This window comes from Promicromonospora xylanilytica (assembly GCF_054782895.1).
Window position 1 is genome coordinate 303,499 of record NZ_BAAGRP010000001.1, and the last position, 23,521, is coordinate 327,019.

18 protein-coding genes are annotated in these 23,521 nt (G+C 73.1%); 10 read left to right on the forward strand and 8 right to left on the reverse strand.

Annotation, left to right across the window (positions count from 1 at the left end; genetic code table 11):
• The first annotated feature begins 83 nt into the window (after nucleotides 1–83).
• Nucleotides 84–2,672 (forward strand): flippase-like domain-containing protein, encoded by a 2,589-nt coding sequence (locus ACYVK7_RS01320; RefSeq protein WP_460885868.1) that lies wholly within the window; start codon nucleotides 84–86, stop codon nucleotides 2,670–2,672.
• Nucleotides 2,673–2,742: 70 nt separating this feature from the next.
• Here the strand turns inward: ACYVK7_RS01320 and ACYVK7_RS01325 are convergent, their stop codons facing one another.
• Nucleotides 2,743–3,024, reverse strand: coding sequence for an HU family DNA-binding protein (locus tag ACYVK7_RS01325; RefSeq protein ID WP_253872310.1), 282 nt, complete (start codon nucleotides 3,022–3,024; stop codon nucleotides 2,743–2,745).
• A gap of 275 nt (nucleotides 3,025–3,299) precedes the next feature.
• On the opposite strand from ACYVK7_RS01325, the gene ACYVK7_RS01330 reads away from it, so the two are divergent.
• Nucleotides 3,300–4,697, forward strand: a complete 1,398-nt coding sequence (locus ACYVK7_RS01330; protein ID WP_460885869.1) for an MFS transporter — start codon at nucleotides 3,300–3,302, stop codon at nucleotides 4,695–4,697.
• A gap of 10 nt (nucleotides 4,698–4,707) precedes the next feature.
• On the opposite strand, the gene ACYVK7_RS01335 is transcribed toward ACYVK7_RS01330, so the two are convergent.
• Both ACYVK7_RS01335 and ACYVK7_RS01340 read right to left on the reverse strand, forming a co-directional pair.
• Nucleotides 4,708–5,457, reverse strand: coding sequence for a copper resistance CopC family protein (locus ACYVK7_RS01335; protein WP_460885870.1), 750 nt, complete (start codon nucleotides 5,455–5,457; stop codon nucleotides 4,708–4,710).
• 94 nt (nucleotides 5,458–5,551) lie between these two features.
• A complete protein-coding gene (locus ACYVK7_RS01340; RefSeq protein WP_460885871.1) occupies nucleotides 5,552–7,624 on the reverse strand; it encodes an NAD(+) synthase in 2,073 nt (690 codons plus the stop codon).
• A gap of 146 nt (nucleotides 7,625–7,770) precedes the next feature.
• On the opposite strand from ACYVK7_RS01340, the gene ACYVK7_RS01345 reads away from it, so the two are divergent.
• The 5 genes from ACYVK7_RS01345 (at nucleotide 7,771) to ACYVK7_RS01365 (ending at nucleotide 12,459) form a co-directional block, all read left to right on the forward strand.
• Entirely contained in the window at nucleotides 7,771–9,006 is a 1,236-nt protein-coding gene (locus ACYVK7_RS01345) for an amidohydrolase (RefSeq protein ID WP_460885872.1), read from the forward strand.
• Between the two features lie 89 nt (nucleotides 9,007–9,095).
• Nucleotides 9,096–10,556, forward strand: a complete 1,461-nt coding sequence (locus ACYVK7_RS01350; RefSeq protein WP_460885873.1) for a sensor histidine kinase — start codon at nucleotides 9,096–9,098, stop codon at nucleotides 10,554–10,556.
• Nucleotides 10,553–11,218 carry a response regulator gene (locus ACYVK7_RS01355; RefSeq protein ID WP_460885874.1) on the forward strand — a complete coding sequence of 222 codons (666 nt, stop codon included), beginning with the start codon at nucleotides 10,553–10,555 and terminating at the stop codon, nucleotides 11,216–11,218. Before ACYVK7_RS01350 ends, ACYVK7_RS01355 begins: the two co-directional genes overlap by 4 nt.
• Nucleotides 11,219–11,318: 100 nt before the next feature.
• On the forward strand, nucleotides 11,319–11,765 hold the full coding sequence (locus ACYVK7_RS01360) for an SHOCT domain-containing protein (protein ID WP_460885875.1): 447 nt from the start codon (nucleotides 11,319–11,321) through the stop codon (nucleotides 11,763–11,765).
• A 226-nt stretch (nucleotides 11,766–11,991) separates the two neighbouring features.
• Entirely contained in the window at nucleotides 11,992–12,459 is a 468-nt protein-coding gene (locus ACYVK7_RS01365) for a hypothetical protein (RefSeq protein ID WP_460885876.1), read from the forward strand.
• Between the two features lie 63 nt (nucleotides 12,460–12,522).
• Here the strand turns inward: ACYVK7_RS01365 and ACYVK7_RS01370 are convergent, their stop codons facing one another.
• The 5 genes from ACYVK7_RS01370 to ACYVK7_RS01390 all read right to left on the reverse strand — a co-directional run bounded on the left by ACYVK7_RS01370 (nucleotide 12,523) and on the right by ACYVK7_RS01390 (nucleotide 17,527).
• Nucleotides 12,523–14,484 (reverse strand): penicillin-binding transpeptidase domain-containing protein, encoded by a 1,962-nt coding sequence (locus ACYVK7_RS01370; RefSeq protein ID WP_460885877.1) that lies wholly within the window; start codon nucleotides 14,482–14,484, stop codon nucleotides 12,523–12,525.
• A 256-nt stretch (nucleotides 14,485–14,740) separates the two neighbouring features.
• Nucleotides 14,741–14,926: a hypothetical protein gene (locus ACYVK7_RS01375; RefSeq protein ID WP_460885878.1), complete on the reverse strand. Its 186-nt coding sequence runs from the start codon at nucleotides 14,924–14,926 to the stop codon at nucleotides 14,741–14,743.
• A gap of 122 nt (nucleotides 14,927–15,048) precedes the next feature.
• Nucleotides 15,049–16,311, reverse strand: a complete 1,263-nt coding sequence (locus tag ACYVK7_RS01380) for an RNA polymerase sigma factor (RefSeq protein WP_460885879.1) — start codon at nucleotides 16,309–16,311, stop codon at nucleotides 15,049–15,051.
• A complete protein-coding gene (locus tag ACYVK7_RS01385) occupies nucleotides 16,299–16,670 on the reverse strand; it encodes a YciI family protein (RefSeq protein ID WP_460885880.1) in 372 nt (123 codons plus the stop codon). Before ACYVK7_RS01385 ends, ACYVK7_RS01380 begins: the two co-directional genes overlap by 13 nt.
• A gap of 152 nt (nucleotides 16,671–16,822) precedes the next feature.
• Complete coding sequence (locus ACYVK7_RS01390) at nucleotides 16,823–17,527, reverse strand: hypothetical protein (RefSeq protein ID WP_460885881.1); 705 nt, start codon at nucleotides 17,525–17,527, stop codon at nucleotides 16,823–16,825.
• A 296-nt stretch (nucleotides 17,528–17,823) separates the two neighbouring features.
• Here ACYVK7_RS01390 and ACYVK7_RS01395 point away from each other — a divergent pair, with 296 nt between their 5' ends.
• The 3 genes from ACYVK7_RS01395 (at nucleotide 17,824) to ACYVK7_RS01405 (ending at nucleotide 23,513) form a co-directional block, all read left to right on the forward strand.
• Nucleotides 17,824–18,069, forward strand: coding sequence for a hypothetical protein (locus tag ACYVK7_RS01395; protein WP_460885882.1), 246 nt, complete (start codon nucleotides 17,824–17,826; stop codon nucleotides 18,067–18,069).
• Between the two features lie 122 nt (nucleotides 18,070–18,191).
• Nucleotides 18,192–21,221: a helix-turn-helix transcriptional regulator gene (locus ACYVK7_RS01400; RefSeq protein ID WP_460885883.1), complete on the forward strand. Its 3,030-nt coding sequence runs from the start codon at nucleotides 18,192–18,194 to the stop codon at nucleotides 21,219–21,221.
• Between the two features lie 96 nt (nucleotides 21,222–21,317).
• Nucleotides 21,318–23,513, forward strand: a complete 2,196-nt coding sequence (locus ACYVK7_RS01405) for a SpoIIE family protein phosphatase (protein ID WP_460885884.1) — start codon at nucleotides 21,318–21,320, stop codon at nucleotides 23,511–23,513.
• Nucleotides 23,514–23,521 lie beyond the last annotated feature (8 nt).

Here is a 23,521-nt window from a genome sequence, read left to right on the forward strand (position 1 = left end):
GATCCGCGACCTGACCCGGACATCACGGGTGTCACCGTCCGCCCTCCGGTCATGCGAGAGCCAACGGCCCTAGAATCCGGAGCATGTCCAACTCGCGCACCGGCCGTGCTGACGCCGGTGCCGAACCGTCCGACGCACCGCATACGGCGCCGGCCGGGTACGGCCTCGTCCGCGTCGTCGACTCCCCGGAGGAGCGGGTGCGGCACCCGCGCGCGCTGGTCTGGATGGTCGCGTGCGCGCTCGGCATCGCGGGCGTCATGGTCCTGTCGGTCGTCGCACACGGCACCACGGAGGGCGTGACCGAGGACGTCCGGAGCTTCAACGACCTGCTCGCGACCATCCTGTTCGTCCCCGTCGCGGTGCTACAGGGCCTGGTCAGCCTGTTCGCGCCGGTGGCCGTGATGATCGAGCTCGGGATCCGCCGCCTGGGCAGACAGATCATCGAGTCCATCGTCGCGGCGGTCCTCGGCCTGCTGCTCGGCGTCCTGACGACGGTCCTCGTGCACCACCTGGGCTCGGACGAGCTGGTGCGGGGCCTGTCCGTGTGGGAACGCGGCACGGGATACGTGCTGACCATCCCGGAGTACGCGGTCGCCGTGACCGCGATGCTCACCGTCGCCGGGCCCGCGACGCGCCGTCGCACCGTCCGCATCTCGTGGAACCTCATGTTCGCGGCCCTGCTCATCGTGCTGATCACTGGCCAGGTATCGCTGCCCGGCGTGCTCGTCGCGCTGCTGCTCGGCCGGCTCGCCGGCTGCTCCGTGCAGTACGTGTCGGGCACCCGCAGCGAGCGCGCCTACGGGGCGGAGCTGGTCGCGGCCGTACGCCGCGCCGGCTACGCGCCCATCTCGCTGACCCGGGTGCACCCGGGCGCCGGGACCGCAGGCTCCTCCGACACGGACGCCGCCACAGGGCAGGACGGCGCCACGGGCGACGACGCCGGCCGCGCCGGGAACGACGACGCCTCGGACGATCCCGTGGCGCTCGCCCTGAGCCGCGCCGGTGACCACCGCGTGTACGCGCTGGACAGTGCCGACGGGGTGCGGCGCGACGTGGTGGTCCTCGACGGCGACCGCCAGGTCGTCGGCCTCATCACCCGGCTGTGGCAGGCCCTGCGCCTGCGCGGCATCGAGGGCCGGGCCGCCATCTCGCTCAAGGCGGTCGCCGAGCGCACGGCCCTGCTGTCCTACGCGGCGACTGCCGCGGGCGTCCGCACCCCGCGGCTCCTGGGGATCGGCGAGTTCGGCGACTCGATAGCGCTCGTCCTCGAGCACGCCTCCCCCGCCGTCTCGCTCCGCGACCTGCCCGACTCCGACGTGCACGACGGCGTCCTGGCCGAGGCCTGGGAACAGCTCGGGCGGGCGCACGCCGCCGGCCTGACGCACCGTGCCCTCACGCAGGACGTCGTCCTCACCCAGCGCGGCCCCACGCCGGGCGAGGACGAGGGCGCCCGCGTGTGGATCACCGGCTGGGAACAGGGCGACATCGCCTCGTCGCCGCTGTCCCGGCGTCTCGATCTCGTGCAGATGCTCGCGCTCATCGGGCTGCGGGTCGGGCCGCACCGCGCCGTCGCCTCGGCGGTCCGTGCCCTGCCCGACGCCGACATCGCCGCCATCGGGCCGCTGATCCAGTCCATCGCCCTGCCGCGGACCACCCGTGAGGAGGTGCGGCGCGCGAAGGGCCTCCTGGGAGAGCTGCGTGACGCCCTCGTCGAGCGCCTGCCCGAGGCCAGCGTGCAGCCTCAGCGCATCTCCCGGTTCAGCGCGCGCACGGTGCTCACCACCACCCTGATGATCGTCGCGATCGCCGTGATCGTCACGACCATCAACTTCGACGAGATCGCCCAGGCCGTGCGCGAGGCGAACCCGTGGTGGATCGCGCTGGCCTTCGCACTCGCCATCCTCACCTGGCTCGGGGCCGGTCTCACGCTCGTCGCGTTCTCCCCGGCGCGGGTTCCCATCGGACGGGCCACGCTCACGGCTGCCGCCGGATCGTTCGTCGCCCTGGCCGCACCGGCGGGGATCGGCCCGGCGGCACTCAACCTGCGGCTGCTGACCCAGCGCGGGGTCTCGATGTCGATGGCGGTCGCCACCGTCGCGCTGGTGCAGGTGTCGCAGTTCGTCGTCACCGTGCTGCTGCTCGTCGCCCTGTCGATCTTCACGGGCTCCGGCGCCCTCGTCGAGCTGCCGTCGCCCGCCGTGCTGATCACGCTCGCGGGCGTCGCGCTCGCCGTCGTCGCGACGCTCCTGGTGCCGCCCGTGCGGCGCTGGGGCATGGGATACATCCGGCCACGGCTGCGCCAGGTGTGGCCCCGGCTGGCGCAGATGCTGAGCCACCCCGGCCGGCTGGCGCTCGGCGTGGCCGGGAACCTCATCATGACGCTCGGCTACATCGTCGCCCTGTGGTGCTGCCTGGCGGCGTTCGGTGAGTCGCTCTCCCTGGTCGACATCGCGCTCGTCAACCTCGTGGGCAACGCGCTCGGCGCGCTCATCCCGACGCCGGGTGGCCTGGGTGGTGTGGAGGGCGCCCTGACGGCCGGTCTGTCGGCCGCGGGCGTGCCGGCGACCATCGCGTTCTCCGTGACCATCCTGTACCGCCTGTGCACCTACTGGGGCCGGGTCCCGATGGGCTGGATAGCCATGCGGTACCTGGAGCGCAAGGGCGACCTGTAGAACATGCGAAGGCCCGGCCCCCGTCAGGGAGCCGGGCCTTCGCGTCGCTGGAAAAATCAGCGGCGAAGGGTCACTTCGCGACGGCCTTCTTCAGCAGCGAGCCGGCGCTGATCTTCACACCGAAGTTCGCGGGGATCTGGATCTCCTCGCCGGTGCGCGGGTTACGACCCGTGCGGGCGGCACGCTCGACGCGCTCGGCCGAGAGGAAGCCCGTCACCTTGACGGCCTCACCCTTGGCGAGCGACTCGATCAGAACCTCCTGGAAGGCGTTGAGCGCGGCCTCGGCCTCGGTCTTGTTGATCTCAGCCTTGTTGGCGATGGCCGAGACGAGCTCGGACTTGTTGAGCGACATGCGGTTCCCTTCTTCGGTCACGTCGTGCGGCGGTACCCGCCCGACGACGAGGCCCCATACTGCCAGCAGATCGGCAGGAATTCGCGGAGAACGGGCACTTCTACGGCGAGTCGTGCGTAACTTTCTGCTCTCAGAGGACACGAACCTGTGTACGAGCCTGTGGACGACGACGGTGCAGAGCCTCCTGAGGCAGTGTCACCTCGCATTATCCGATGACTTCCGCAACCCATAGCGGTCTACCGTTCCGGTAGGTGCTACGCCAATGAGAGGAAATCGTGGAGAAACCGCCGTCCGAGGTTCCAGCGACCGCCGAGGGCGCCGTCGACGCCGCCGGTGCGGCCGCCGAGCCCGTCGCACCGACCTCCCCGGAGGTGCCGCGCTCCCGCGGCAACCTGGTCGTGCTCGTCCTCAGCAACCTGCTGGCCGGGGTCGGCGTCGCGTCCGGTGCCGCCGTCGGCGCACTGCTCGCGGAGAGCCTCGGTGGCACGTCCATGGCCGGGCTGGCGCAGGCGGTCGGCGTGCTCGCGGCCGCCGTCGCCTCGATCCCCCTCGCGACGCTCGCCCAGGTCCGCGGGCGTCGCTGGGCGCTGTCCCTCGGCTACGGCCTGTCCACCGTCGGTGCGCTGCTCATCGTCACGGCCGCTGTGGTGGGGCAGCTCGTCGTGCTGCTGCTGGGCCTCACGCTCTACGGGGTGGCGAACGCGACCAACCTGCAGTCCCGGTACGCGGCAGCCGACAACGTGGGCTCGGGCACTCGTGCGCGCACCATGTCGATAGTCCTGTGGTCGACCACGGTCGGCTCGGTCGTCGGACCCAACCTCGCGGCGCCCGGAGCGGCCCTGGGCAGCGGGCTGGGTGTACCGGACCTGGGTGGGCCGTACCTCTTCTCGGTCGTCGCCTACCTGCTGGCCGGGCTCCTCCTCGCGGCGCTGTACCGGGACCCGGTGGGCAGCCCGGCCGTGGCGAGCGCCACCACCGCCGTCGGGCAGGCCGAGGGGCGGGACCGGCACGCGGCGCGGGCCGAACCCCGGCGGACCGGGGCCGTCGCCGCGCTGCGCTGGGCGTGGGCGCACCCGCAGGCACGGTTCGCCGTGGTGACCACCGGGGTGGCGCACGGCGTGATGATCATGGTGATGGTGATGACGCCGGTGCACATGCAGCACGGCGGCATGTCGCTGCGGCTGGTGGGCATCGTGATCAGCCTGCACGTGCTGGGGATGTTCGCGTTCAGCCCGCTGTTCGGGTGGCTGGCCGACCGGTTCGGTCCGCTGCGCGTCGCCGTCGGCGGGATGGTGCTGCAGGGCGCCGCGGTCGCCCTCGGCTTCACGGCGGCCACCCTGGTGCCCGACGCCGGGGCCCACGCCGGGCACGGTGCCACCGGACCAGGACTCGACACCGAGGTGCTCACGGCCGCGGCGCTCGTGCTGCTCGGGCTGGGCTGGTCGGCCTGCGTGATCGCGTCGTCGGCGGTGCTGGCGTCCGTGGCGGAGCCGCACGTCAAGCTGCCCCTGCAGGGCGCGACGGACGCCCTGATGAACTACTTCGGCGCGGGTTCCGCCGCCCTCGCCGGCCCGCTCCTCGCCTGGGGCGGGTTCCAGGCGGTCAACACGGCGGGTGCCGTCCTGCTCGTACCCGCCGTGGTGACCGTGGTCCTGGCCGCCCGGGCTCGATGACCCTTCCGGATCATCCCTTGGGGTGGTGGTTCTCGTTGGGCTTGTCGGCGTCCGGGTCCTCGGGGTCGGCCTCGTTGGCCTGGCGCAGCTTGTCGTTCTCGAGGATCTTGCGGCGCGTCATCACCACGACCCCCAGCACCACGAGCACCGCCGCGAGGATGCCGCCGGTCACGGCCAGCCCGCTCGCGCCGGGGCCGTCCCCGTCGCCGGCGAGCTCGGACACGGGGCCCGACTCCTCGGCGCCGCTGGTGGGCTCCTCGACGGGGGCGGCCTCCTGCGTGGACATCCCGGGCTCCTCGGTGGAGTCGCCGGTCGATCCACCGGTGGGCTCATCGACCGGCTCGGCGGCGGCCTCGACCACGTAGCTGAACTCGCCGTCGATCGGGTGGCCGTCGGACGAGACCACGTGCCATGCGACGTCGTACGCGCCCGCCGGCAGGTCGTCGGCGAGCTGGGCGGTCACCACCTCGTCGTCGACCTGGATGTTCTCGCCCCGCGCGGTGGTGCCGTCGGGGCCGGCGACGACGATCTCGATGCCCGTGTCGAGGGGCACCGAGCTGAAGGTGAGCGTGATGCTCGCCGGCGGCTTGTCGAGCGTGGCGCCGTCCTTGGGGTCGGACGACAGGAGCCGGTCGTGCGCGCTCGCCGGGCCGGCCACCAGCAGCAGCGCCGCGAAGGTCAGGACCCCCGCGAACACGGTGATCACGCGGGCGAGGCGACGGTTACCGGGCCGAACCAGGGCTACGGAGACAGCAGGCATGGTTGGCACCATACTCGTCCGCGTCGCGGGCGATGCCGCCCGTGGCGGCCTGTCCGCGACGAGCGCAACGAACGGGCCCGCAGCGAGGACCGGGTCATCCCTCCGGGACGTTCTTCTCCAGCTCGGCCAGCCACGTGGTGGCCGCCGCGTCGGACGGCATGCGCCAGTCACCGCGCGGCGACATCGTGCCGCCAGGCGATACCTTCGGGCCGTTCGGCAGGGCCGACCGCTTGAACTGCGACGCGAAGAACCGCCGCACGAACACGACGAGCCAGCGCCGGACCGTGGCCAGGTCGTACTCCGTGCGGCCCGACGCCGGAAACCCCGGCGGCCACTCGCCCGCGTCCCGCGCGCGCCACGCGTGCCAGGCCAGGAAGGCGATCTTGGACGGCCGGTAGCCGCGCCGCAGCACGTGGAACAGCGTGAAGTCCTGCAACGCGTACGGCCCGACGGTCGCCTCGGTGGACTGCGGGGTCTCGCCCTCCTCGGTGGGGATCAGCTCCGGCGTGATCTCCTGCTCGAGGATCTCCGTCAGCACGGCGTTGACCGGGCTGCTCGCCTCCGCCGCGAACTGGCCGCTGTCGACCGTCCACCGGATGAGGTGCTGGATCAGCGTCTTCGGCACGCCCGTGTTCACCGCGTAGTGCGACATCTGGTCGCCGACGCCGTACGTGCACCAGCCGAGCGCCAGCTCCGAGAGGTCGCCCGTACCGAGCACGATCCCGCCGCGGTGGTTCGCGAGCCGGAACAGGTAGTCGTAGCGCAGGCCGGCCTGGACGTTCTCGAACGTCACGTCGTACTGCTTGACGCCGTCCGAGTACGGGTGGTCCAGGTCCCGCAGCATCTGCTCCGCCGCCGGCCGGATGTCGAGCTCCTGGAACGTCACGCCCAGCGCCTCGGCGAGCCGGACGGCCCGGTCCTTCGTCTCTGCCCCCGTGGCGAAGCCCGGCATCGTGAACGCGTGGATGTCCGTCCGCGGCCTGCCGAGCCGGTCCATCGCCTTGGCCGCGACGATCAGCGCGTGGGTGGAGTCGAGGCCGCCGCTGACGCCGATCACGATCTTCGGCTGCCCGATGGCCCGCAGGCGCTGCTCGAGCCCGGTGACCTGGATGTTGTAGGCCTCGTAGCAGTCCTGGGCCAGGCGCTCCGCGTCGTCGGGCACGAAGGGGAAGCGGTCCACCTTGCGGCGCAGGCCGATGTCGCCCTGGGGCGGGTGCACGCTGAAGGCGATCTCGCGGAACTCGCCGTCCTCGCCGCTCAGTCCGGGGCCGGCCATCCCCAGCCCGCGCCGGTTGTCGTCGAACGTGCCCTGGCGCAGGCGCTCCTGGCGCAGGCGGTCCAGGTCGACGTCGACCACGGTGGCGCGCGCGCCCTCGGGGAACCGCTCGGTCTCGCCGAGCAGGTCGCCGGCCTCGTAGACCATGGTCTGTCCGTCCCAGGACAGGTCGGTGCTGGACTCACCCTGACCCGCCGCCGTGTAGACGTAGGCGGCGTTGCACCGGTAGCTCCCGCTGCGCACGATCAGCCGGCGGTCCTCCGCGCGGGCCACGGTGACGGGGCTGGCCGACAGGTTCAGCAGCACCGTCGCGCCGGCGAGCGCCGCCAGCGCGCTCGGCGGTACCGGCACCCACATGTCCTCGCAGACCTCGACATGGATGGCGAGGCCGGGGACGTCGTCGGCCCGGAAGATCAGGTCGGCACCGACCGGTACCTCCTCGCCGAGCAGGCTCAGGGTGCCGCGGTGCTCGTCGCCAGGGGCGAACTGCCGCTTCTCGTAGAACTCGCGGTAGTTCGGCAGGTAGGACTTGGGCGCCACACCGAGGATCCGCCCCCTGTGCACCACGACTGCGGCGTTGAGCAGGCGGCTGCCCACGAGGAGGGGAGCCCCCACCACGAGCATCGTGGTGAGCTCGAGGCTCGCCTGCCGCACGTCGGCGAGCGCCTCGAGCACGGACTCCAGCAGGACGTCCTGCATGAGCAGGTCGTCGATCGCGTAGCCGCTCAGGCAGAGCTCCGGGAACACCGCGACGGCCACGCCGTCGTCGTTCAGCCGTCGGGCCTCGTCGAGGACCGCCGCGGCGTTGGCGGCGGGGTCGGCGACGGCCACGGGGATGGTGCAGGCCGCGACCCGGGCGAACCCGTGGGCGTAGGCGTTGTAGAAGTCCACGGGTTCGAGTCTATGGATGCGTGCGCCGGGTGCGCGGTCGAGACCAGGACCGATGGGCTCGTCCGGATCGCACGCGGACGCGTCCGGCACCCTGTGGCTCGACGGCAGGCGACCGACCCGTCGTTACCTCAAGTAATGATGTACCCATGACAACTCGCTCCACCATCGCCATCACCAACGCCCGTGTGGTCCCCGTCGCCGCCGAACCCATCGAGCGCGGGACCGTCGTCATCGAGGACGGCGTCATCACCGCCGTCGGGCAGGACGTCGCCGTACCCGACGGCGTCGAGACCATCGACGCCGAGGGCCGGTGGCTCCTGCCGGGGTTCGTCGAGGCACACGGCCATCTCGGCGTGCACGAGGAGGGCGAGGGCTGGGCCGGCAACGACACCAACGAGATGACCGGCCCCGACGGGTCCGCGCTGCGTGCGCTCGACGCCATCCAGGTGGACGAGGAAGGTTTCCGCGACGCCCTGTCCGGCGGTGTGACCACAGCGGTCATCAAGCCGGGCTCCGGCAACCCGATCGGCGGGCAGACCGTCGCGATCAAGACCTGGGGCGGCCGCACCGTCGACGAGCAGGTCGTCAGCGACTCGGTGTCGGTCAAGTCGGCCCTCGGCGAGAACCCGAAGCGGGTCTACGGGGACAGGAACCAACTGCCCTCCACCCGTCTCGGGGTGGCCAACGTCATCCGCAAGGCGTTCGTCGACGCCCAGAACTACACCGCGCAGCGCGACGCCGCGGCGGCGGAGGGCAAGCCGTTCGAGCGTGACCTGGGCAAGGAGACGCTGGCCCGCGTGCTCGCGGGAGAGCTCGCCTGGGACCAGCACACGCACCGCGCCGACGACATCGCCACGGCGGTCCGGCTGTCGGAGGAGTTCGGCTACCGGCTGGTCATCAACCACGGCACCGAGGGCCACAAGGTGGCCGACGTGCTCGCGGAGAAGGGCATCCCGGTCATCTACGGCCCGATGTTCACCTCGCGCTCCAAGGTCGAGCTGCGCGACCGGTCGATCCTCAACCTGGTCAAGATGGCCGACGCGGGCGTCCGCGTCGCCATCACCACCGACCACCCCGTCATCCCGATCAACTTCCTGGTGCACCAGGCGACGTTCGCGCTCCGGGACGGCCTGCCCTGGGACACCGCCCTCGCGGCCATCACCACCAACCCGGCGTCCTTCCTCCGCCTGGACGACCGGGTGGGCGCGATCAAGGAAGGGCTCGACGGCGACGTCGTGCTCTGGTCCGGCGACCCGCTCGACACCACCGCGCGGGCCGAGCGCGTCTTCATCACCGGTACGGAGGTCTACACCTGGGACCCGGACGCCGACGGCGGGCGTGGTGCCGGCCGCGTGGCCGAGCGGGAGGCCCGCTTCGCCTGACGGGCCCGCACGGCGCCGGCACCCGGGTACGACACGCACCGGCACCGCGGTCCGACGTGGCGGAAGCCCGTCCGGCGTAGCGTTCGAGCATGCTGGGCACATCCCGACCTGCGGGTGACACCACCACGGACCCGTCGGCCTCCGGGCCGTTCGATCGCCTCCGTCCGCGTGCGTTCGTCGCCGTGGCGGTGGCGGTCGTCACCAGCGTCGGCTCGATCGGCGCCGCGCGCGGCCAGGCCTGGGCATCGGAACCCGGCCTGGTCGGGTCGCTGCTGCTGCTGGTCTCGCCGGCGGCGCTGGTGTTCCTGCTGCCCCGCCGTCCTGCGCTCGCCACCGTCCTGTCGGTCGCGGCCACCTTCGTCTTCCTGCTGCTCGGTCACCCGTGGGGGCCCGTCTTCCTCGGCCCGCTCGCCGTGCTCGCCGGCGTCATGCTCAGCGGTGAGGTGCGCCGCGCCCGCGTGATCGCGTGGTCGGGTGCCGCGCTGCTGGCGGGGGCCGTCGGCACGGTGACCACGCTGGTCGCGCCGCGCATCGAACGGCTCCAGGCCGACGTGCCGCCCCGCCGGTACGAGAAGTGGGGACCGGGCTCCGGCTGGCGGGACGGCGACGGCACCTGGTTCCTGAACATCGAGGCGATGGTCGCCGCGGCCGCGTGGCTCGCCGTCGTGCTGCTGATCGCGAGCGCGGCCCGGGACCGGATCTCGCGGCGGACGGCGGCGCGGGCCGCTGCCCGGGCCACCGCCGCCGAGCGCGAGCGCACCGCCGTCGCCTCGGAGCGTCTGCGGATCGCCCGCGAGCTGCACGACGTGCTCGCGCACTCCCTGTCCGCCATCAACGTCCAGGCCGGTGTGGGACTGCACCTGCTGGAGAAGAACCCGGGGCAGGCGCGGGAGGCCCTGGCCAACATCCGGGACACCAGCAAGGACGCGCTCGCCGAGGTCCGCACGGTGCTGGGCATCGTTCGCGAGGGCACGAGCCCGCCCGCCCCGGGCATGCCGGCCGACGACGGGGCCGGGACCGGGGCCCCCGGCAGCGATGCGGCAAGGCCGATGGAGTGGGACGACTCCGCCCCCCTCGCCCCGACCTGGGACCTCACCGGACTGCGGCATCTCGCCGACCAGGCGCGCGCCGACGGGCTCGACGTCGCCGTCGAGCTGGCACCCGACATCGGCGAGCTGCCCGACCACGTCGCCGGCGTCGTGCACCGTGTGGTGCAGGAGTCGCTGACCAACGTGCGCAGGCACGCGCCGTCGGCCCGCCGGGTGACCCTGCGGGTCACCCGTGGCGACGAGGTCGAGGTGGTGGTGACCGACGACGGCGTGCAGGCCGCGGGGTCCGGCGATCCGGGCCGGCCCGGCTACGGGCTGCTCGGGATGCGCGAGCGCGTGGAGGGTTCGGGCGGCACGCTGACCACCGGCCCCCGCCCGGACGGGGCAGGCTGGGAGGTCCGGGCCACGCTCCCCGTCGCACCCCGGCCGGCGGTGGGACCGACCCGTCCGGAGACCACCGAACGGACGGACGACCGACCCGAACCCGGAGAAGACACATGATCGACGTCCTGCTCGCCGACGACCAGGCCCTGGTACGCGGTGGCTTCCGCGCGCTGATCGACTCCGAGGACGACATGCGCGTCGTGGCCCAGGCCGCGACCGGCGACGATGCGGTGGCCCTCACCCTTGACCACCTGCCCCAGGTGGTGCTCATGGACATCCGGATGCCGGGCCTGGACGGGCTCGAGGCGACACGGCGCATCATCGCGGAGCCGCGTGCGGCGGGGGTGCACGTCGTCGTCGTCACGACGTTCGAGCTGGACGAGTACGTCACGGAGGCCATCCGGGCCGGGGCGTCGGGGTTCCTGGTCAAGGACACCGAGCCGGCGGAGCTCGTGCGAGCGGTGCGCGTGGCGGCGTCGGGCAACGCGCTCCTGTCGCCCACGGTGACGCGGCGGCTGCTGGCCAAGGTCGCCGAGGCGACGCGCACGGTGCGGCCGGTGCCCGCGCTCGCGGACCTCACGCCGCGCGAGCGCGAGGTGCTCGTCGAGGTGGCGGGCGGGCTCGCGAACGACGAGATCGCGCGCAGGCTCTACCTCTCCGAGTCGACGGTGAAGACGCACGTCTCGCGGGTGCTCATGAAGACCGGGTCACGGGATCGTGCCCAGCTCGTGGTTCTGGCGTACGAGGCGGGTCTCGTCCGGCCGGGCTGGGCCGGGTAGCACCCGGCCTGCCCTCCGCCCCCGGCACGGCACCACGGGGGTAGGAGGGCAGGTACGCGGGGGCGACGACCCCGGCGCCGGACGGCGGCAGCCTGGTGCCGTGGCCGGAACGCCCGGCCCGAACCGAATGCTGGAGGTCGACATGCTCACCGCGACGACGGAGGTCCTCGCCAACGGGCCCTACCACGGCTGGGGCGGACCCGGCCCGTTCTTCTTCATCATCCCGCTGCTCTGGTTCCTGCTGTTCGTGACAGTGATCATCCTGATCGCACGGCGTGCCCGGCGCGGGGCGCGCGGCGGATGGGGTGGCCCCTGGGCGGGCCACGCGGCGGCGGGTGCCGACCCGGTGACGCTGCTCGGCACCAGGTTCGCCCGCGGCGAGATCGACGAGGCCGAGTACCGCTCCCGGCTCGCCGTGCTCCGCTCGGCGGACCCCTACCCGACGGCCCACCCGGGCACAGGGCCGAGCGCCGCACCGACGGCGTCGGACGCGCCCCCGGCGGCGCCCACACCGCAGGACCAGCCGCCGGCCGACGACGGGCGCTGACAGGCGCTCGACGGGTGCTCGACGGGTGCTCGACGGCCGTCGAGACAGTCGCGGGGCGCCCTGACCACTCGTGTGGCCAGGGCGCCCCGCGCGCGTCCGGCGGCTCTGAGCGGGCGCCGTAGTCACCCGGCAACGATTGGCCCCCTGTTGCGGCGGTGCCGCTAGACTCGCGGGCGAGTGCGACGGAACGCACTTTTCTGACCCGATGACGTGAGGGAAGTAGATCGTGAGCACCAGCAAGAACTGGGCAACGGCCGCACTGGTCACCTGTGCACTACTGCTGTCCGGATGCGCCGCCCTCGAAGACATGGCCAGCGACTTCAGCCCCTCGGGTGAAGAGGTCGCGCAGGAGGCCCCCTCGCCCGTCGTCGAGGCCCCCGTCAGCACCGGCGAGTACGACCTCGTCGAGTCGTGCAACGCGTTCTTCACGGGCACGATCGTCACGAACGCCTCGGACACCGCGCCGGCCGTCCAGGCCCCGCTCGACGAGGAGCTCACGGGCGTCGTCAGCGGCATCAGCAGCAGCCTCGGCCTGCTGATCGGCAAGGCCGACGAGGTCAGCATCGCGCACCTCGAGGCCGTGCGCGCACCGTTCGACCAGGCGCTCGACGGTTCCATCGCCCGCCCGACGGCGGTCAAGGCGGCCATCGACGAGTACAAGTCCACCTGCACGGAAGCCGGCTTCAAGGGCTGATCCGCGAACCCGCCGGCCGAGCCCGCCGCACCGATCGCGGCAGGCTCGGGCACGACCGGCGGTTCAGCTGCCCGTGAGGAACTTGTGCATCACCGGGCCGGCCGTCGTCGAGCCGAGCTCACCCTCCTCGATGAACACGACCGCCGCCAGGTCGTTCGCGATGGCGAGCATCCAGACGTGCGCCTTGCTCCCGTCGCCGAACTGCGCGGTGCCCGTCTTCGCGCCGACGATCCCGGGCACGTCCTGCAGCGCCGTCGCCGAGCCCTCCTGCACCACCCCGCCCATCAGGTCGCGCAGGGTGGCCGCCTCGTCAGCGGTCAGATCGCCGGCCGGCGCCTCTTCCGCCTTCTCACCCGACGGCTGCACCAGCCACGGCGACACCGTGTGCCCAGCGGAGACGCTGGCCGCGACGGTAGCCATCGCGAGCGGCGTGGCCAGCACCTTGCCCTGACCGATCATCGAGGCGGCGTGCTCGGTGGCCGGTGCCTCGGTCGGGACGTCCCCCACCGCCAGCGCCGCTCCGAAGTCGGCGGGCTCGACGCCCAGGCCGAGCGACGCCGCGGCGTCGTGCAGCTGCTGCTGCGAGATCTTCTGGTGCTGCGAGATGAAGCCGGTGTTGCACGAGTTCGCGAACACGGTCCGGAACGGCACCGCGTCGCCCATCGCGGACTCCGGGTAGCCCGGCACGTTCTGGAACTCGCGGCCCTCCACGTTGATCGTCGCGGTGCAGGGCAGCGGTGTCTCCGGCGTGATCCCGGAGCGGAGCATGGCGAGCGACGTCGCGATCTTGAACGTCGACCCGGGCGCGTACTGCCCCAGCGTCGCGGTGCTGTACCCCTCGGAGCCCGGGCCCGACGCCGCCGCGAGCACCTCGCCGGTCGACGGCTTGATCGCGACGATGGCGCTCGCCAGGTCGTCGAGGTCGGCCAGGGCCGCCTCGGCGCGGAGCTGCGTCGCCGGGTCGATGGTGATCGCCACCGGCTCGCCGTCCTGCTTCTCGATGGTGAACGCCTCGCGGCCCTCGCCGCCCTCCGCGGGCTCGATGGTCACCGCGAGCCCCGGCACACCGCGCAGGTGCTCGTCATGGGCGGCCTGCAGGCCGGAGAGACCGACCATGTCGCCGGCCTTGATGGTGCCCTCCGACTCCTCGACGATCTCCGCCGTGGCCTCGCCGACCGAGCCGAGCACGCCCTTGGCGAAGTCGCGTTCCCGCGCCAGCGGCAGCTCGTCCGGGATCCCGACCACACCGGGGATCGCCATGGCGGCGTCGAAGTCGTACTCCGGGTCGTTCTCACGGATGGTGATGACGTCGACGAACGCCTTCTCACCGGCCGAGCGGACCTGCTCCGCGACGTTGTCCGTGGTCGCCTTGTCGAAGCCCAGCACGTCGCCGAGCTCCGTCGCGGCCGTCTCCCAGCCCGGTCGGGTCTTGTCGATACCGACGTGATGCACGGGCGTCATCCCCACGAGCGTCTCGCCGGTGGTCGTGACGATCTCTCCGCGCGCCGGCTCGGTGCGCTCGACGGACAGCCGCTCGCCCGGCTCCAGCCCGGGGACCAGCACTCCGGTCTCCCAGACGGCTTCCCACTGACCGGCCTCGCCGTCCGACGGGCCGGGGTAGGTGAGCTCGGCGACGGTCTCGTACTCCCAGGCCTCTTCCGTCGCGACGGGCCAGGTCCAGGCGAGCGTCGCGGTGGCGGTCGCGGTGCCGCCGTCGCCCTCTCGCATCGGCGTGACGCTCTTGACCTCGACCGTTCCGGAGTCCTCGCCGACGGCGGCGAGCATCTGCTCGAACACGCGGGTGTACTGCTCGTCCGGTGACGCAGAGGTCTCCAGCACGAGCGGGAAGTCCGCCGGCGTGCCCGCCTCGAGCGCGGCCGCCAGCTCCTCGGCGGCAGGCTCAGGGTCCGGTACGGGAGGCTCGCGGAACAGGAACCAGGCACCGACACCGAGCGCGAGCAGAACCACGACGGCGACGCCGATGATCACGCCCGTGCGGCCCTTCCGCGACGGGGCCGGTGGCACGGCCGGCGGTTCCCCGCCCGGCGGCACCGGTGGCGGTCCCTCGACCGGCGGAACCGTGGCGTACCCACCTGGCGGAGGTGGTACCGGAGCATGACCGTCCGCAGGCAGATGAGGTGAAGGGTGTCCGCTCATGCCTTGGAGCCTAAGGGGGTCGGCATGATCGCCACGTGTTATCTCTTGGGAGAATCGGGGCAAGCCAGGGTGAAATGGAGCGGGGCCGCCGAACCCCCTGGATCTGCGGCCCCGCCCCTCGACGTCACGCGTCCGGGTGCCGCCAGCGGTCACGGGGGCGCGTGGCGAGCTTGAGGTACGAGATCATCGGTGCCGCACGACCGGCGGTGCGCACCATGTGCTCCCGCCGGTTGAGCAGCTCCATGCGTCGCAGGTCACGCTCGATGGCGGTCACGTCGTTGCCGGTGAGCGCTGCTGTGCTGGTCGTCATGGTCGAACCCCGTTCCATGGGCCCCTCGGGTGGACGCCCTCCATGGAGCATGGACGTACCGGGAGCTCGTTTCGTTGGTAGGGAGCGACGATCTCGCCGTTTGTGACAGCGACGTGAAGATCTCAGCCGACCGAGGCGGCCCGACCCGCCAGGAAGGTCCGCAGCGCCGGGTCGGTCGTGAGCGAACGAGCCTTGCCGTAGGCGTCGAGCGCCGCATCGACGACGCCTGCCTCCGCCAGGAGGTGCGCCCTGGTGGCCCACCACGGCTGGAACCTGCCTGACGCCGGGTCCGTCCCCGCGATCTCGTCCAGCGCGGCGAGCCCGGCCTCCGGGCCCTCCACCCGCCCGAGCACCGCGGCGAGCGCCACCCGTCCGCCGAGCGTCGGCGCGACGCGGAGCAGCGCCTGGTGCAGGGTGAGCAGAGCCGGCCAGTCGGTCCACCCCGTACGGGCCCGCGCGCAGTGCACGGACTGCACGGCGGCCTCCAGCCGGAACCGGCCGGGCGGTCCGGCGGGAGCCGTCGTCGGCCCTTTGCCGGTGAGCGCACGCCGGAGCAACGCCTCCCCGCGCTCGATCAGGGCCGTGTCCCACCGCGTGACGTCCTGCTCGTCGAGCGGCACGAGGGCGCCGTCGACCTCGCGGGCGTCGGCACGTGCCACCGAGAAGCAGAGCAGCGCTGCCAGCCCCAGGACCTCCGGCTCCGGCAGGAGGTGTGCCAGCAGCAGGGCGAGGGTGAGCGCGTCGCCGCTGAGAGAGGAGCGGACCTCTGGCGCGGCGCCGCGCCAGTCGATCGCGTAGGCGCCGTACACGGCCTCCAGCACCGGCGGCAGACGGCCGGGCACCTCGTCGCGGTCAGGCACCCGGAAGGGGATGCGGGCATCCCGGATGCGGCGCTTGGCCCGCACCAGTCGCTGCGCCATCGTCGCCGCCGGGACCGCGAACGCCGCGGCGATGTCCCGCGCCTCGACGCCCAGCACGGTCTGGAGCATGAGCGGGGTACGGATGCCCGCCTCGACCGCCGGGTGCGCGCACACGAAGAGGAGCTCCAGGCGGTGGTCGCCGATCGCGTCGAGCTCGGGCTCTTCGGGTGCGGCCACCGGCTCGGCCCCGGAAGCGGCCGGTGCCGCGGTGCGCACCGCGGCGGAGCGGTACAGGTCGCGCAGCCGGTTGCGGGCCACGGTGAGGAGCCAGCCGTCCGGGTTGTGCGGCACGCCGTCGTCCGGCCAGTGCCGCAGCGCCCGCTCGAAGGCCTCGGCGAGGGCGTCCTCCGCGCGCTGGATGTCCCCGTCGCGTGCGGCGAGCAGCGCCAGCAGCCGGCCGTACGACGTGCGGGCCGCCGCTTCGGCGGCGGCCCGCGCGTCGTCGTGGTCGGTCAGCGCGTCCACGACCCGTTCTCGAAGTGCGTGGCCGACGGGCGCACCTCCACGGTGCCCCACTGGACCGACGGGGCCTTCTGCGCCCAGGCGAGCGCCGCGTCGAGGTCGGGCACGTCGATCACGAACGTGCCGCCCAGCTGCTCCTTCGTCTCCGCGAAGGGTCCGTCCTGGACTCGCAGCTCACCGTCGCGCACGGCGACGGTGGTGGTGGACGACGACGGCTGCAGCACCTCCGCCGAGAGGAGCACTCCGGCCTGGTCGAGCGCCGTGGCGTAGGCGTCGAACTCGCGCTCGCCCTCTTCCCAACCGCCCTCGCCGAGGTCTTCCGGGGTCATCTCCGGGTAGTGCAAAAGGATGGTGTAGCGCATGGTTCTGTCCTCCGGTCGGTGTCTGTCTGACACCGGGGTGACGATCTCGACGGCGCCCGATCGACAGAACCGTGAAACTCGTCGGACACGGCTCGGGTCGGGGCGACCCCCTGGTACGCCCCGACCCGGTTCCCCCTGCTCGGCCTGGTAGGTCAGGCGGTCGGTGCCGCCTTCACCACCGGGCCCCACGCCAACGGGTCGAGCGAGCGGGCCTCGTCGTCCGCGCTGCCCGCCCAGCGGCGTGCATCGGCGATCGTGGCGGAGAGCAGGTCCCGCAGCCGGGCGTCGACGTCAGGCACGAAGGCCTCCGAGATGCCCTGCACCGCGGTGGACACCACGCTCGGCGCGGCGTCGCGCACGAACCGCTTGGGCCGCACGCTGGTGCCCGCACAGAACCGCTCGGCCCAGGCAGCGGTCTTCGGCACCGCCGCGAGCGCGTCCTTGCTCTCGGGCGCGAGCGTGCCGGATGGACGGTCCTCCAGGACGTCGAGCATGCGCTCGGACCCGAGGATCGCCACGGCCAGCGTCTGCTGCCGGTCGGCGGGGGACACGGGGAGTGCCGTCTGCGCCGCGCGCAGTGCGATGCGCACGTCCCAGCGTGGATCGGTGCTGGTGAGGCCGATGACCGACGGGATGAGTGGCGCGAGCTGCGGGCGGGCGTGGTCGGCGGTGAGGTCGTTCACCGCACGGGCCAGCATCGCGATCAGCGGGTGCGTACAGGCGGGGTGATCACTCCACTTCTCGCCTGCGAGGAAGGATGCGAGCTCCATGAAGCACGCGCCCTTCTTGGGGTTGCGGTGCTTCCCGCGACCCAGCATGGGCAAGATGTCGTACGTTCCAGCTTCGGTTCCGGTCACGATTCCACCCCCGAATTGGGTCCGCTACTTGTTCCAGTGTGCGTCCGGTGTGACGTAGATCGCAATAGCGCGCCTGTGAACTGCCTGGATCTCGCCCGTCGTGGCGATTCGAGACCGCCGCCGTGCGGTACCTCAGACCGCTTGGGACCACCTCAGGGACGCCTGCGACGAGGTTCTGAGGTACCCCGCGCGCCAGGGCTGCCCGACCGACCGATCCGGCGACCCCCACCTCAGGACGAGTGTCTTCCTCAGCAGCCGGACGGGCGCACGGCCCGCCGGGGACATCCGGAGGAATCATGTCGATGTGGGGACCCGCCGTCGAGGCGGAGATCGAGTACCGGCAGGCCGAGGTCCGGAAGGCCTGGGGCCGCAGGGGCAGCAGCGGTGCGGACCGCTACGTGCGTTCGCTGCGCCGCGCCGAGCGGCGTGCCGCGCGCAGGGCAGCCGACCGGGCGCGCCCCGACCGCGCCGAGCAGATCAGGAAGGGCATCGCCGGCATGCGCCCGGTGGCCGACGCCGGCCACCGCGGCCTGTTCGCGTGACGGCGCGTACGGGGCCCGGGGCGGGTGCCGGGCCCGGGCCGGGTACCCACGTGGGTACTGAGGTCGGTACTGAGGCGCAAAAGGCCGGGGAGACTGTCGGTGGCCGGTGGCACGATGGTCAGGTGCGACGGTCTACGACGATCCCTCTGGTCTCCCGGCAGGAGCAGGTTGCCTCCCTCATGCTGGCGGTGGGGCGCGCCTCGGCGGGCCGGCCAGGCCTGGTGGTGATCGGTGGCGACGCGGGTGTGGGCAAGACCCGGCTGATCAGCCACGTCGCCGAGGCGTCGGGGCAGGCGGGGGCGAGCGCCGTCGTCGTGCACTGCGTCGACCTGGGTCAGGTCGGTATCCCGTACCTCCCGTTCACCGACGCGCTGACGCAGCTGCAGGCAGGCGCCGCCGGGCCGGAGGCGGCCGCCCGGGTGTCCGACCTCGTCGCGGAACGGCCCGCCCTGTGGCGGCTCCTGGAGCCCGGCGGGAGCGGTGACGCCGACCACGACGAGCGGCTGCAGCTCTTCGAGGGCATCGCGCGCAGCCTCGCGGTGGCCGGCACGCCCGAGCGGCCGCTCGTCCTCGTGGTCGAGGACGCCCACTGGGCCGACGCGTCGACACGCGACGTACTGCGCTTCCTCGCGGCCCGGGCCAGGTCGGAGCACCTCCTGATCGTGGTGACCTACCGGTCGGACGACGTCGACCGGCGCCACCCTCTGCGGCCCCTGCTCGCCGAGCTGTCCCGGCTGGAGCACGTCGAGCGCATCGACCTGCGGCCGTTCGACGAGAACGAGCTGCGCGAGTTCACGACGGCGCTGGCCGGCCGGCCGCTGGCCGCCACGGGATTCGCCGAGGTGCTCGAGCGCTCCGAGGGCAACGCGTTCTTCGCGGAGGAGCTGCTGGACGCGGGGCCCGACTCGGCCAGCCTGCCCTGGACGCTCACCGAGGTGCTCCGCACCCGGCTCGAACGGCTGGACCCCGAGGTGCAGCAGGTGCTGCGCATCGCGTCGGTCGCCGGTCGCCGCGTGCGGGAGGAGCTGCTGCGGGCCGCCACCGCCCGCTGGGGCGCGCTGGACGTCGACGCCGCGCTGCGGGAGGCCGTGACCCAGCAGGTCCTCGTCGTGTCGGGGGCCCACCTGGAGTTCCGGCACGCGCTACTGGCCGAGGCCCTCTACGCCGATCTGCTCCCGGGTGAGCGTTCGGCGGTGCACCGCGCCTACCTCGCGGTGATCGAGCAGGACGGCCCCGACGGCATGCCGATCGGCAGCGCGGCCGAGCGCGCGCACCACGCCTTCGAGGGACACGACCTGCCCGCGGCGCTGAGTGCGTCGCGCGACGCCGCCCTGCGGGCCCGCCGGCTGCTCGCACCCGAGGAGGAGCTGCGGCACTGGGAACAGGTGCTGGCCCTCTGGGAGTCGGTGCCCGACGCGGAGGAACGGCTCGGGTGCGACCGGGTCGACGTCGCACTCTTCGCCGGCGACTCTGCCGCACGGGCGGGCGACCCGATGCGCGCGGTCAAGCTGACCCAGCGCGCGGCCGACGGCGTCGACGACCCCGTGCGGCGGGCCGGCCTGCAGCACGTGCTGGTGCACCGCTACCTCGACCTGCCGACGTGGGACGAGGAACCAGGGCAGGTCGAGGCGGCGATCGCGGACCTGCGAGCCGCCCTCGAGGTGCTTCCGCAGCGTAGCCCCGAGCGGATCTGGACGAATGCCCTGCTCGCCCGCGTCTCGATGATCATCGACCGGGACGACGACGCCCGCGAGCACGCCGAGCGCGCCGCCGAGGAGGCGCGAGCCGTCGGGCAGCCCGGCGCCCTCGCGGCCGCCCTGTCGACGCTCGCGGTGCTCGACGTCGCCGACCCCGACCGCGCCGCGGCACTGTTCGACGAGGCCCGCGCGGCCGCCATCGAGGCAGGGGACGCCCTCACCGAGATGCGCACGCTCTACAGCGCGACCGCCAACCGCTTCTACGCCGGGGAGCTCGAACCTGCCGAGCAGCGGGTGCGGCACGCGCTCGACCGGGCGGAGGAGCTCGGCCTGGCCTGGAGCGCGCCCACCGTCAACCTACGGATCCTGCGGGAGGTCATGCTCTACTTCCGTGGCGATCTCACGGCACGCGCCGCCGACGGTGTGCCCGCCACCTCCAAGCACATCCTGGACGCGAGCCGGATGTACGCGGCGGTAGCCCGGGGCGACGAGGACGCGATCGCTCGCGGTGAGGCGCTGCTCGACCACTGGCGGAGCGACGGTCAGATCGCCCTGCTCGGCGGCGGCTGCCTGGTCGACGCCCTGACGTGGGCGGGCCGGTACGACGACGCGGCGGCTCTGGCGGTGCGGATCACGGACCATCTCGGCGAGGTGTGGACCGAGGTGTTCCTGGGCCGGATCTGGTTGTCCGCGCTGGCGATCGCCGCCCTGGCGGACGCGGCGGAGTCCGACCGGTCGGCCGGCCGCGCCGGCGCGCCGGGTTCCGCCGCCGCCGCTGCCGTCGACGCCCGCGCGGCCGCCCGCCTCGACCGGGGCGACTCGCTCCTCGCCATCGCCAGGGAGACCGCCCAGCGGGGGCGACCGCGCGGCGGCGTGCTCGGACCCGAGGGCCGCGCCTGGCTCCAGCGCGCGACCGCCGAGAACGCCCGGCTGCACGCCGTGGCCGGCCACGCCCCAGGACCGGCGGGCGCGGGTGGCGCCGAACCGGAACCGGGCACGCTGTGGCGGGACGCCGCCGCGAGCTGGCAGGACACCGTGAACGCGTTCGACTTCGGCTACCGCTACGAGGTCGCACGCTCGCGGTATCGCTGGGCCGAGGCCCTCCTGGGCGCCGGCGAGCGCGAGGCCGCCGAGGTCGAGGCGGCCGAGGCGCTCTCCGAGGCGCAGGACATGGGCGCCGAGCCGCTGGCCGACGCGGTACGTGCCCTGGCCCGGCGAGCGCGGCTCGACCTGCCGGGGGTACGGCGCGCCACCGTGTCGACCCTCACGGAGCGCGAGGAGGAGGTGCTGGGGCTCGTGGCGCAGGGGCTGTCGAACCGACAGATCGGCGAGCGCCTGTTCATCTCCACCAAGACGGTGAGCGTGCACGTGTCGAACCTGCTCGCCAAGCTCGGGGCCTCGGGGCGGGCGGAGGCCGTGAGCCTCGCGCACCAGCGGGGCCTGCTCGAGGTCTGACCATGACCGGGGGGCCGCAGATTACCCGCTAGGAGCAAAAGGGACACATCCGGTACATCTATCGCGCATGCGCCCTTCTCTCGCAATACTGAGAAGATGCCGACGGACCTCCAGGCGCTGCGGGACCTTGAGCACGTCGGTCTCGGTGCGCCGACCGCCGACGAGGCCTTTGACCGTTTCGCCCGCCTGGTGCGCCGTCACCTCAAGGTGCCGGCCGCGGTCGTGTACTTCATGGTCCCCGAGGGCCAGGTCCTTCCGGGCGCCTCCGGCATGCCGGAACCTCTGCAGTCCAAGCGAATGCTGGAGTACCCCGGCACGCTCACCACCATGATCGCGACGCGCGCGGAGCCGGTGGTGTCGTCGGACGCCCGCCTGGACCCCGTGCTGCGTGACACGTATCTCGTGCGCGAGATGGGCCTGGTCGCTCTCGCCGGCTACCCCGTCTTCGACCTGCGCGGGCGTGCGGTCGGCGCGCTCTGCGCCGTCGTCGGCGAGCCCCGCGAGTGGTCGGAGGACGACCTGGCCTCCCTCGCGGACCTCGCTGCCGCCTGCACCGCCGAGCTGCGCCTGCGCGCGGAGCGGGAGCGCGCGCGCCGCATCCAGCAGACGGCGGTCCGGGCCAACCGCCGCAGCAGGTTCCTGCTCTCGCTGAGCGAGGCCTTCGCGAACGCGAACACCATGGACCAGGTGGAGTCGGTCATCGTCGACGTGGGAACGGCGGGGATCGGCGCGCGCTACTGCGCTTTCGCCGTGGCCGACGCCGACGGGCGCGGCATCACCTACCGGTCGCTCGTCCACGCCGAACCCCAGTTCCCGCAGCGGATGCGACAGGCCAAGCTGGACGACCACCGCCCCCTGGCCGAGGTGGCGCGCACCGGGCGGCCCCTGTTCTTCCGGTCGAGCGACGAGCTGTTCTCGGCGTTCCCGGCGACCCGGGACTTCTGCGACCCCGGGGTCGGCGCCCGGGCGTTCCTCCCGGTGGTGACGGCCGGTGTGGTCGTCGCGGTCATCATGCTGGCGTGGGAACGCGATCGCGGGCCGGACAAGGACTCGTACGCGCTCCAGACCGGCCTGGCGCACTACACCGGTCACGCCCTCGAACGCGCACGCCTCCTGGAGGAGCGTCGCGAGTCGGCGAAGACCCTGCAGCGGGCGATGCTCAGCCGCCTGCCCGAGGTGCCGCACCTCGACATGGCGGCCACGTACTCGCCGGCCACGCGCTCCGACCAGATCGGTGGCGACTGGTACGACGCGGTGGCCGTGGACGACGACGCGACCATGTTCATGATCGGCGACGTGACCGGCCACGACATGCGTGCCGCCGCCAAGATGGGCCAGCTCCGCTCGCTGCTGCGGGCGTTCGCGTGGAGCCATGACGAGTCGCCGTCGGCCCTGCTGTCCCTGCTCGACAAGGCGAACGCCGGCCTGGGGCTGCTCGCCAGCGGGACCGCCGTGGTGGCCCGGCTGGAGCGGGTCGCGGGGGACTACCAGCTCACCTGGTCCACCGCCGGGCACCCGCCGCCCCTCGTGCTCAGGGAGGACGGGACGGTGGAGCGCCTCTCGGTGCTGCCGGACATGATGCTGGGCGTGCGGCCCACCGCGAAGCGCACCGACCACGTCACGACCCTGCACCCCGGTGACACGCTCCTGCTCTACACCGACGGGCTCGCCGAGCAGCGCGGGACCACCCCCGACCAGTGGCTCAACCGGCTGCAGAAGACGCTCGGTGCGCTGGGCGACACGGCCACGGCGGCGCTGCCCGTCACCCTGGTGCGCCGCCTCTCCTCCGACGAGCAGCGGGACGACGTCGCCGTGCTCGCCGTCCGGGTGCGGGCCGCTGCCCCGTCCGGGCCGCCCTCCCCCGGCCGGCCGGCCACTGCGGAACGCAAGCTCGCCCCGTCGCTGTGCGACGTGGGTCCCGCCCGCATCTGGGTCGACGACGTGCTGGAGAGCTGTGGCGTGCCGATGCCGCTGCGCCGCACGGTGATGCTGCTGACGTCAGAGGCGCTGACGAACGCGGTCGACCACGGGCAGGCGCCGTTCACGGCCACCGTCGAGGTGGACATGAAGCGCCTGCGTGTGGGGGTGCGGGACTCGTCCACCGCGCAGCCGGAGCTGCGCGACCCCACCGTCACCGACTTCGGCGGGCGTGGCGTGCAGTTCCTCGAACGGCTCGCGTCCCGCTGGGGGGTGGACCGGCACGGCGAGCCCGCCACCGGCCAGGAGCGCGCCGGCCGGCGAGAGAGCCGCCGGACCGGCAAGACCGTCTGGTTCGAGCTCGACCTGGGCTGAGGGTGCGT

Excerpts from the sequence above, each read along its gene's own strand:
- ACYVK7_RS01405 (WP_460885884.1), top strand. The coding sequence starts at position 21,318 with ATGCCGACGGACCTCCAGGCGCTGCGGGACCTTGAGCACGTCGGTCTC.
- ACYVK7_RS01395 (WP_460885882.1), top strand. The coding sequence starts at position 17,824 with ATGTCGATGTGGGGACCCGCCGTCGAGGCGGAGATCGAGTACCGGCAG.
- ACYVK7_RS01345 (WP_460885872.1), top strand. The coding sequence starts at position 7,771 with ATGACAACTCGCTCCACCATCGCCATCACCAACGCCCGTGTGGTCCCC.
- ACYVK7_RS01375 (WP_460885878.1), bottom strand. The coding sequence starts at position 14,926 with ATGACGACCAGCACAGCAGCGCTCACCGGCAACGACGTGACCGCCATC.
- ACYVK7_RS01320 (WP_460885868.1), top strand. The coding sequence starts at position 84 with ATGTCCAACTCGCGCACCGGCCGTGCTGACGCCGGTGCCGAACCGTCC.
- ACYVK7_RS01355 (WP_460885874.1), top strand. The coding sequence starts at position 10,553 with ATGATCGACGTCCTGCTCGCCGACGACCAGGCCCTGGTACGCGGTGGC.
- ACYVK7_RS01335 (WP_460885870.1), bottom strand. The coding sequence starts at position 5,457 with ATGCCTGCTGTCTCCGTAGCCCTGGTTCGGCCCGGTAACCGTCGCCTC.
- ACYVK7_RS01385 (WP_460885880.1), bottom strand. The coding sequence starts at position 16,670 with ATGCGCTACACCATCCTTTTGCACTACCCGGAGATGACCCCGGAAGAC.
- ACYVK7_RS01325 (WP_253872310.1), bottom strand. The coding sequence starts at position 3,024 with ATGTCGCTCAACAAGTCCGAGCTCGTCTCGGCCATCGCCAACAAGGCT.
- ACYVK7_RS01350 (WP_460885873.1), top strand. The coding sequence starts at position 9,096 with ATGCTGGGCACATCCCGACCTGCGGGTGACACCACCACGGACCCGTCG.